The organism is Nocardioides sp. (assembly GCF_029937575.1).
GTDB lineage: Bacteria > Actinomycetota > Actinomycetes > Propionibacteriales > Nocardioidaceae > Nocardioides.
Genome location: NZ_JAPYPS010000028.1, coordinates 38,033 through 44,243 on the forward strand (window position 1 = coordinate 38,033; position 6,211 = coordinate 44,243).

Consider the following 6,211-nt stretch of genomic DNA (forward strand, 5'->3'; position numbering starts at 1 on the left):
GCGTCGCGGGCGGCGCAGGCGGCCCGGGTCAGGCCTCCACGACGACCGGAATGATCATCGGGCGACGACGGTGGGTGTTGCTGACCCATCGTCCGACCGTACGGCGAACCGTCTGCTGCAGCTGGTAGGCGTCGGTGTTGCCGTCCGCGATCGCCTGGTCGAGGGCCTTGACGACCATCTTCTTGACGTCGGCGAAGGTCTCGCCCTCGAGGGCGTTGCCGCGGGCGTGGATCTCGGGACCCGCCGAGACCTTTCCGGTCACCGAGTCCACGACCACGATGATCGAGATGAAGCCCTCCTCGCCGAGGATCCGGCGGTCCTTGAGGTCGGACTCGGTGATGTCGCCGACCGACGAGCCGTCGACGAAGACGTAGCCGCACTCGACCTTGCCGACGATCGAGGCGACCCCGTCGACCAGGTCCACGACGACGCCGTCCTCGGCGACCACGACGTTCTCGATGCCGGTCTGGCGGGCCAGTGCGGCGTTGGCGAGCATGTGGCGGATCTCGCCGTGGACCGGCAGGACGTTGCGGGGCTGGACGATGTTGTAGCAGTAGAGCAGCTCACCAGCGCTCGCGTGACCGCTGACGTGCACGTGGGCGTTGCCCTTGTGGACCACGTTGGCGCCCCAGCGGGAGAGCCCGTTGATGACGCGGTAGACGGCGTTCTCGTTGCCGGGGATCAGGCTCGAGGCGAGCAGGACCGTGTCCCCCTCCTCGATGTGGACGAAGTTGTGGTTGCGCTGCGCGATCCGGCTCAGCGCGCTCATCGGCTCGCCCTGCGAACCGGTCGAGACGAGCACCTGACGCTCCGGCGGCAGCGTCGCAAGCTCCTTGGCCTCGACCATCACGCCGGAGGGCACGGTCAGGTAGCCCAGGTCGCGGGCGATGGCCATGTTGCGCACCATCGAGCGACCGACGTAGGCGACCTTCCGGTTGTGCTCGACAGCGGCGTCGAGCACCTGCTGGACCCGGTGGATGTGGGAGGCGAAGCAGGCCACGATGATCCGCTGCTTGGACTCGCGGAAGACCTCGCTGATCACGGGCGTGATCGACTTCTCGGTGGGGGTGAACCCCGGGGTCTCGGCGTTGGTGGAGTCGGTGAGGAACAGGTCCACGCCCTCCTCCCCCAGCCGGGCGAAGGAGCGCAGGTCGGTGATCCGACGGTCCAGCGGCAGCTGGTCCATCTTGAAGTCACCGGTGTGCAGGACCATGCCGGCGCCCGTGCGGATCGCCACGGCGAGGGCGTCGGGGATGGAGTGGTTGACCGCGACGAACTCCAGCTCGAAGGGTCCGAGGGTGAGGACGTCGCCCTCCTTGACCTGGTGGTGGACGGTCTCGCGCAGGCGGTGCTCGCGCAGCTTGGAGTCGAGCAGGGCCAAGGTGAGCCGGGAACCGACGAGCGGGATGTCCTGGCGCTCGCGCAGCAGGTACGGCGTAGCCCCGATGTGGTCCTCGTGGCCGTGGGTGAGCACCAGCGCCTCGACGTCGTCGAGACGATCGCGGATCGCTGCGAAGTCGGGCAGGATCAGGTCGACCCCGGGGTGGTGGTCCTCCGGGAAGAGCACGCCGCAGTCGACGATGAGCAGGCGGCCGTCGTACTCGAAGACGGTCATGTTGCGACCGACCTCGCCGAGTCCTCCGAGCGGGATGACCCGCAGTCCGTTCGGCGGCAGGACGGGAGGTGCGGTGAGCTCGGGGTGCGGGTGACTCAAGAGGAATTCCTGTCCAGTGGGGGCAGTGGAGGTGACCTACAGGAGGCCGGAGTCCGCCAGACCGGCCCGCAGCGCGGCGACCTCGGTCTCGTCCAGGGGCACCAGCGGCGCTCGGACGTTGCGGTTGTCGAGCACGCCGAGGAGCTGGAGGGCTGCCTTGGCGGTGGTCGCTCCATAGTTGGCGACGCCCATGACGGCGTCGATCGCGGGGAGCATCCGCGTGAAGACTGCGAGGGCGCCGGCGCTGTCGCCGGCGTCGTGGAGGTCGGCCATCTCGGCGAGGAGCGGGCCGGCTGCGTGGCCGGCGACGCTGACGACACCGGCGGCCCCGTGGGCGAGCCAGGCGAGGTTCGCCTCGTCGTCGCCGGAGTACACGGCGTACCCCATCTGGGTCAGACGCACGCCCCGGGCGAAGTCACCGACTGCGTCCTTGACCGCCACGACGGGCGCCAGCTCGATGGCGGAGGCGTAGGTCTCGAGCGAGATCTGGGTGCCGGTGCGGCCGGGCACGTCGTAGAGCATCACCGGGACGTCGGTCGCCTCGACGACGCTGCGGAAGTGGTGGAGCACGCCCGCCTGGCTCGGCTTGTTGTAGTAGGGCGTGACGAGGAGCAGGCCGTCGGCGCCGATCTTCTCGGCCTGCCGGGCCAGCTCGACCGAGTGGGCGGTCGCGTTGGTGCCCACGCCGGCGACGATCGTTGCCCGGTCGCCGACGGCGTCCTTGACTGCCGCCAGGATCTCGCCGTCCTCGGCCACCGTGGTCGTCGGGGACTCACCGGTGGTGCCGGAGACCACGACCCCGTCGTGGCCGTGCTCGACGAGGTGCACCGCGATCCGCGCGGTGGCCTCGAGGTCGACCGACCCGTCGTCGTGGAACGCCGTCGCCATCGCGGTGAGGACGCGGCCGAAGGGCCGGTACGGCGTCGGAGAGGTCGGGCTGGCACTCATGGCCCTCAGGTTATCCCCCCACGTGGGGCATGACCTCAGCCGCCACGAGGTCGAGGTGATCGAGGTCCGCCAGGTCCAGCACCTGCAGGTAGAGCCGCTGCGAGCCGAGGTCGGCGTAGCGGCGAGCCTTGGCGACCACCTCGTCGGGTGTGCCGGCCAGGCCGTTCTCCCGCAGCTCGTCCTTGTCGCGCCCGATCTTCTGCGCCCGACGATCGAGCTCGGCCTCGTCGCTGCCGACGCAGAGCACGAGGGCGTTGGAGTAGCCGAGGTCGTCCGGGTCGCGCTCGATCGCCTCGCAAGCCGTGCGCACCCGAGCGAACTGGGCTGCGGTCGTCTCCTCGTCGACGAAGGGCAGGTTGAACTCGTCGGCGTAGCGCGCGGTCAGCGCCGGGGTCCGCTTCTTGCCCAGACCACCGATGAGCACCGGCGGCTTGGTCTGGGTCGGCTTGGGCAGCCCCGGGCTGTCGGTGACGGAGTAGTGCCTGCCCTCGTAGGTGAAGTCGCCCTCGGCGGCCCACAGGCCCGTGATGATCGCCAGGTTGTCCTCGAAGCGGTCGAAGCGCTCGCCGGTGCTCGGGAACGGGATGCCGTACTTCGTGTGCTCGGCCTCGTACCACCCGGCTCCGATGCCGAGCTCCACGCGTCCGCCACTCATCGCGTCGACCCCCGCGACGCTGATCGCCAACGGCCCGGGATGACGGAAGGTGGCACTGGTCATCATCGTCCCGAGCCGGATCGTGGTCGTGTCGCGGGCCAGGCCGGCCAGGGTGATCCAGGCATCGCTGGGACCGGGCAGCCCGTCGGTGCCCATCGCGAGGTAGTGGTCGGAGCGGAAGAACGCCCCGAAGCCGAGTTCCTCGGCCCTCAACGCGACCGCGAGGAGGTCGTCGTACGTGGCGCCCTGCTGGGGTTCGGTGAAGATGCGCAGCTCCATGCGCCCAGCGTGTCACTCAGGAGGGCGTCCTCACCCACCGCACCACGTCGAACCCGTCGTACGACGCCCTCTCGGCCTCGTCCCACCGGTCGGTGTCGACGCCGGGGTGGTGGGTGTCCCCCTCGGGCTCGAGGTCGACCTCGCTGATGATCTGCTCGTCGAGGAAGGGGTCGAGAGCCTCGTAGACCGCCGCACCCCCGGCGACGTACAGGTCGCCGGCCAGGTCGTTCGCCAGGGTGAGCGCCTCGTCGACCGACCGTGCGACCAGGACCCGGTCGTCGCCGGGCGACCACGCCGGGTCGCGGGTCAGCACGATCGTGGCGCGCCCGGGCAGTGGGCGTCCGATCGAGTCGTACGTCGCGCGCCCCATCAGCAGCGTGTGGCCCAGTGTCGTGCGCTTGAAGTGGGCGAAGTCCTCCGGCAGGTGCCACGGGATGGAGCCGTCCGCCCCGATCACGCCGTTGCGGGCCACCGCCGCGATGGCGATCACCTTCATCGGCCGGCCGAACGGCTCATACCGCGATCGGCGCCTTGATCCCCGGGTGTGGGTCGTAGCCGGTGACGGAGATGTGTTCGAGGTCGAAGGCGTCGAGCGCGGTGACCGTGGGGTCGAGCTCCAGCGTGGGCAGCCGGCGCTCCTCGCGGGTCAGCTGCAGCCGGGCCTGGTCGAGGTGGTTGCTGTAGAGGTGGGCGTCGCCCAGCGTGTGCACGAAGTCGCCTACCCGCAGCCCGGTCACCTGGGCGACCATGTGGGTCAGCAGCGCGTAGGAGGCGATGTTGAACGGCACGCCGAGGAAGGCGTCGGCCGAGCGTTGGTAGAGTTGGCACGACAGTGCGCCGTCGGCCACGTAGAACTGGAACATCGTGTGGCAGGGCGCCAGCGCCATCGCGCCGATGTCGGCGACGTTCCAGGCCGAGACGATGTGACGCCGCGAGTCGGGGTCGGTCCGGATCTGCTCGACCACCTGGGCGATCTGGTCGACGTGGTGTCCGTCGGGAGTGGGCCAGGAGCGCCACTGATAGCCGTAGACGGGCCCGAGATCGCCGTCGGCGTCGGCCCACTCGTCCCAGATCGAGACGCCGCGATCCTGCAGCCACTTCACGTTGGTGTCACCGCGCAGGAACCACAGCAGCTCGGCGAAGACGGAGCGGGTGTGGACCTTCTTCGTGGTCACCAGTGGGAAACCGGCGGTCAGGTCGAAGCGCATCTGGTGCCCGAACACGGACCGGGTGCCGGTGCCGGTGCGGTCGCTCTTCGCCGCGCCCTCGTCGAGGATCCGCTGGAGGAGGTCGTGATACTGCTGCACCCGGCCAGGCTACTCCAGGCCTACCCCAGGTCGACCTCTCCGCGGATGGTCGTGAGCGTGTCGCCCCCCACCCAGACCGTGCCCTGCTCGACCGAGACGTGGACCCGCCCGTCGCGCGCGACGCAGCGGCCCTGCCGGGCGACGTACGACGGGGGCAGGCGCGAGCCGACGAGCCAGGCGGCGACGCCGGCGTTGAGGCTGCCGGTGACCGGGTCCTCCGGCACCCCGATGCTCGGACAGAACGCCCGGACCTCCACCTCGGGCTCCGGTCCCTCGCCGATGCCCACCACGCCGACCATCAGGTCGCCGGCTGTCGCCGCGTCGAGTCGGCAGTCGCGGACCGCCTGCAGGTCGCGCAGCACCAACCCCAGCCAGCCGGGGCCGTTGTCGATCCAGGCGGCGTCGAGGACCTCGCCCGGCACGACACCGACGGCCCGGCACGCCACCTCGAAGGTGGCGTCGTCGAGCGGACCGTCGCGCAGCAACGGCGGTCCGGCGAACGCGAGCCGGTCATCACGCCGTACGGCGATCAGTCCGGCGCCGCACTCCTGCACCACCTGGTCGGTCAGGCGCGACACACCCCCGGCCTCCAGCCACGCGTGCGCCGACCCGAGCGTCGGGTGCCCGGCGAACGGCAGCTCGCCACCGGGGGTGAAGATCCGTAGCCGGTAGTCGGCCTGCGGCGAGAGGGGCGTGAGGAGGTACGTCGTCTCCGACAAGTTGGTCCAGCGCGCGAAGGCCGCCATCTGCTCGTCGTCGAGGCTGTCGGCACCGTGCACGACCTCCACCGGATTGCCCCGCAGGGGCTCGCTCGAGAAGACGTCGACCTGGCTGAAGGCAAGCACCTACGGAGCGTAGGCGAGCGCGGCGTGTCACGTGGGTCGCCAACGCCGCGATGTGCGTACCTGGGCCCCGGATACCCGACGAACCAACGGAGATGGCCACGAGCTCGAAGCAGATCCGAAACACGGCGCTAGTGATGGTCTGCGACATAGCAACGACCTCAGCGTCGTAGTCCACAAGCCTATCGAACACTCTAGCGGTTGTCGGTGGCTCGTTCTAGAATGGGGGCATGGCCCAGACCACCACCCCGACCGCGGTCGCCGCGGTCCGCGACGCCCAGGACGCGCGCGCCGCGGCCGAGGTCGCCGAGCTGCAGTCAGTGGTCGCCTGGGCCGCAGCGCACCGGGTCGTGCTCGACGACGGCACCGGCGTCGTGACCGAGCAGACCTTCGGCGACAACGGCGTCCTCCTCGGTGGCGTCGGGTGCCCGCTGGTCTCCGAGTTCGACGTCTACGACCTCGCCGC

General features: G+C 70.2%; 7 protein-coding genes. 1 reads left to right on the forward strand and 6 read right to left on the reverse strand.

What is annotated here, in order from left to right:
- Positions 1-28: 28 nt before the first annotated feature.
- The 6 genes from Q1K33_RS11540 to Q1K33_RS11565 are packed head-to-tail and all read right to left on the reverse strand — an operon-like array spanning position 29 to position 5,748.
- Positions 29-1,714 carry a ribonuclease J gene (locus Q1K33_RS11540; protein ID WP_300404021.1) on the reverse strand — a complete coding sequence of 562 codons (1,686 nt, stop codon included), beginning with the start codon at positions 1,712-1,714 and terminating at the stop codon, positions 29-31.
- A 36-nt stretch (positions 1,715-1,750) separates the two neighbouring features.
- The gene (dapA, locus tag Q1K33_RS11545) at positions 1,751-2,662 is read right to left on the reverse strand and encodes a 4-hydroxy-tetrahydrodipicolinate synthase (RefSeq protein ID WP_300404023.1); all 912 of its coding nucleotides are present in this window, start codon (positions 2,660-2,662) and stop codon (positions 1,751-1,753) included.
- 10 nt (positions 2,663-2,672) lie between these two features.
- Positions 2,673-3,596, reverse strand: a complete 924-nt coding sequence (locus tag Q1K33_RS11550) for an LLM class F420-dependent oxidoreductase (RefSeq protein WP_300404025.1) — start codon at positions 3,594-3,596, stop codon at positions 2,673-2,675.
- Positions 3,597-3,612: 16 nt separating this feature from the next.
- A complete protein-coding gene (locus tag Q1K33_RS11555; protein ID WP_300404027.1) occupies positions 3,613-4,092 on the reverse strand; it encodes a dihydrofolate reductase in 480 nt (159 codons plus the stop codon).
- A gap of 16 nt (positions 4,093-4,108) precedes the next feature.
- Positions 4,109-4,903 carry a thymidylate synthase gene (locus Q1K33_RS11560; protein ID WP_300404029.1) on the reverse strand — a complete coding sequence of 265 codons (795 nt, stop codon included), beginning with the start codon at positions 4,901-4,903 and terminating at the stop codon, positions 4,109-4,111.
- Between the two features lie 20 nt (positions 4,904-4,923).
- The gene (locus Q1K33_RS11565; RefSeq protein WP_300404031.1) at positions 4,924-5,748 is read right to left on the reverse strand and encodes a PhzF family phenazine biosynthesis protein; all 825 of its coding nucleotides are present in this window, start codon (positions 5,746-5,748) and stop codon (positions 4,924-4,926) included.
- A 227-nt stretch (positions 5,749-5,975) separates the two neighbouring features.
- On the opposite strand from Q1K33_RS11565, the gene Q1K33_RS11570 reads away from it, so the two are divergent.
- Positions 5,976-6,211 (forward strand): hypothetical protein (locus Q1K33_RS11570; protein ID WP_300404033.1); only part of this gene is annotated, 236 nt, incomplete at its 3' end.